The organism is Anaerophaga thermohalophila DSM 12881, assembly GCF_000191885.1.
Taxonomy (GTDB): domain Bacteria; phylum Bacteroidota; class Bacteroidia; order Bacteroidales; family Marinilabiliaceae; genus Anaerophaga; species Anaerophaga thermohalophila.
In genome coordinates this window covers 1-3,030 of sequence record NZ_AEWI01000197.1, presented here as the reverse complement: position 1 = coordinate 3,030, position 3,030 = coordinate 1, and the positions used below count along the sequence as shown (strand labels likewise).

At 37.3% G+C, this 3,030-nt stretch carries 3 protein-coding genes; 2 read left to right on the top strand and 1 reads right to left on the bottom strand.

The window, feature by feature from the left end; all coding sequences use genetic code 11:
* Positions 1–72: 72 nt before the first annotated feature.
* Positions 73–918, bottom strand: coding sequence for a LytTR family DNA-binding domain-containing protein (locus tag ATH1_RS0117635; protein ID WP_010421309.1), 846 nt, complete (start codon positions 916–918; stop codon positions 73–75).
* Between the two features lie 681 nt (positions 919–1,599).
* Between ATH1_RS0117635 and ATH1_RS0117625 the strand changes: the two genes are divergently transcribed.
* Together ATH1_RS0117625 and ATH1_RS22035 are read left to right on the top strand one after the other, a co-directional pair.
* Positions 1,600–2,805: a DUF6051 family protein gene (locus ATH1_RS0117625; protein WP_010421311.1), complete on the top strand. Its 1,206-nt coding sequence runs from the start codon at positions 1,600–1,602 to the stop codon at positions 2,803–2,805.
* Positions 2,806–2,809: 4 nt separating this feature from the next.
* Positions 2,810–3,030: hypothetical protein (locus ATH1_RS22035; RefSeq protein WP_211208093.1), on the top strand; the 221-nt coding region annotated here is incomplete at its 3' end.

The window sequence follows — 3,030 nt, the reverse complement described above, 5'->3', positions numbered from 1 at the left end:
AAAACGCCTTGATTTTGACAAAAATATGCTTTTTATACCGCACTCAATAATTATATTATATGCCTGGCCCCATTAATTCATATTTCCATCAAAAAATTTTTTTACAACGGGAGCATATCCCCTTGATACTGGTATAAATACATTGTCCGGGCTTTCAATTTGCAACTTCATGTTGTTTCCTTCTCTTTTTACCATGCTTACCTTGTTCACATTTACCATATATGAGCGATGACATCTGAGCAGGAACGAATTTTCGAATTCTTTTTCAATGTTCTTTAACGTGTTACGAATTAGTACCGATTTAGGCCGGTTGTTCTGAAGATATTTAATGGATACATAATTATCTGAAGATTCCAGATAAAGTAAGTCGTTTGTTTTCAGAGAAATCCTTAATATCCCCTTTTCATCATGAAACGATATAAAGCTGGAACTGCTTCTTATTTGCTGCAAAAGATTGTTGAAACTGATTGATTTTGCTTTCCATGCAAAGAAAAGCAGGCTGATCACATAAGGAATAAGCAGGATAAGAGCCGTATTGTGAAGGGCCTGATACATGAGATACAAAAACTTTCGCCTGTCGTCCATCACCATTTTCTGAAGAAAAGCATACATTGCTGCCATGAACAATATTTCGCCTAAAACCATCAGTACGTAGTATCTTATGGTGACGGGTTTCTCTTTTTTTATCAGAAACATCAGGAAAATGCGACTGATGAAAACGATAAGCATCCCCGCAATAACAAGCAATGCGGAGTAAAATGAAAATTCCCGCCGTGTCACATTATACCACTCTCCCGATCCAAATGGCCTGTAAATGTTTATGAAAACATAAGCGAACAAGGTTGCAAATACTACCTGAAGTATCGTATTTTTCTTTGTTACAAAATAATCCGGTATTTGTCGCCTCGTTTTTCTCATCCGTATAAAATTTATTTACTAAGCGTAGATGGAACTCGTCACGAATAATCTGGACTTGTTTAATCTATAATATAAATAGATCAGGTCAATTATATAGTTCAAAAATAATGATATTTGTCAGAAATTAATAATCAAATTGTGTTTATTACACCAACCTCTGTGTCGATTTCCATTCAATATTGAACCTTGATCCTGGTCTGAAAAGCATCTTTGTTGCCAACCTCAGTGTTGTTTTGAATTTTTGAAACGAGCATGACAAGGTTTGTCACATCACAAAAGTTTATGTGTAAAATCAATCATGCGAGTTCCATTCGACCAATAACTTAAATGAATCTTATACGGATGAATCCTCATTAATAAGGAGTTAACTCCGGTATAAAAATTTAAAACGCCTTGATTTTGACAAAAATATGCTTTTTATACTGCACTCAACATTTACACGTGCAAACATTTTTAAAGATTTGCATGAAACGAGCATGACCAAGATTGTCACAAAAGAACATGTATAAAACTCAATCATGCGAGTTCCATCAGACCAATAACTTAGACTAATTTTATACTGATGAAACGAGCATGGCAAAGTTTGTCACAAGAGAACATGTATAAACCCTTGCATGCGAGTTCCATCCGACCTTAATAAACAAATTTTGTACGGATGAAATTATTAACCCGCTTGGAGATATGAATTTTCTTAAAGAATTACATAGCAAGCTTAAGCAGCAATTTGATTTGGAACGACCTTATCATCAATTGGATAGCTGGGTTGCAATGCATACATTTTCTTTCGAATCATGTGTGGTACGGGAATCTGCTATAACGTTTCCATTCGGTAAAGATGAAAAGTCGGTTTATGATTTGAGCTTACTTTCCGATAATAACAATAAAAACAGGTTTTTCCGGTATGCCGTTTTTGAACCGGCAGAAAGGCACGGACAGCAAAAAGCCATCATTTTGTTGCATGGTTTGAATGAACGTTCCTGGGAAAAATATCTATCTTGGGCCTATGTTCTTGCATTGAGTACAAGAGTTCCTGTTATTCTGTTTCCTTTGGCTAACCATATGAACAGGTCTCCTTCTTCATGGAGTTTTCCCAGACAAATGAATAAAGTGGTTGGGAGTCGTGAAAAAAGTTATGGAAAAATCGGGAACAGCTCTTTTGCCAATGCTGCTCTCAGCCAGAGAATCGATTTATCGCCCGAAGTTTTTATTTTGTCCGGGATTCAGAGTATTGCCGATATAGTGGAACTCACCCGGCAAATTAAATCAGGACATCATCCGTTGTTTAAAGCCGGTGCTTCGGTAGATTTTTTCGCTTATTCCATCGGTGCTTTTGTTACGGAAATACTACTGTTGTCAAATCCGTTTGATTTGTTTTCTTCCAGTAAGGCATTTTTCTTTTGTGGCGGTTCAACTTTTGACCAAATGGATGGACGTTCCAGGAGTATCATGGATAACAGGGCTTTCGAAACTTTAAGGCAGTTTATCAACGAAACTGAAACTTCAACAGGAAGATGGAAATTTCCCGAGTGTCTGGGTCCGTTTAGTAACCGTGTCTGGGAGGTTTTTACTTCCCTTCTTTCGGTAGATAAATTCAGGAAAATGCAGAGTAATACATTGGAGATGATAAAGAAAATTAAGGCTGTGGGGTTGAAAATGGATCATGTCATTCCGGGTGATGCAATCTATAAAACGTTATCCATTGGCGGTAATAAGAATGTCAGGGTGAGTGACTTTGACTTTGAATATAGTCACGAAACGCCTTTCCCTTTATCCGATTCTTCAATTCAGGAGAAGGTCGACCGCGCCTTTAAAAGTCTTTTCCGGGAGGCATCAGAGTTTTTATCTCCCGGTAGCAGTAAAAGGTTTGAAGCCTTTCAAAATTCATAAATTATTGTTAATCATTATTTCTGCTCTCCATAGGCAAAAGTCGCTGCAAAAACGTTTGCAGCGGCTTTTCCGTTTTCAAACGAAATTTGACAAAAAGCGTTTTGCCGAAACCATTTTTTTTATACTTTTGCAGCGCTTGTCAGACGTAAAACTTTTTATAAATGACGGGCAGGTTTATGCGGAAATAGCTCAGTTGGTAGAGCACGACCTTGCCAAGGTCGGGGT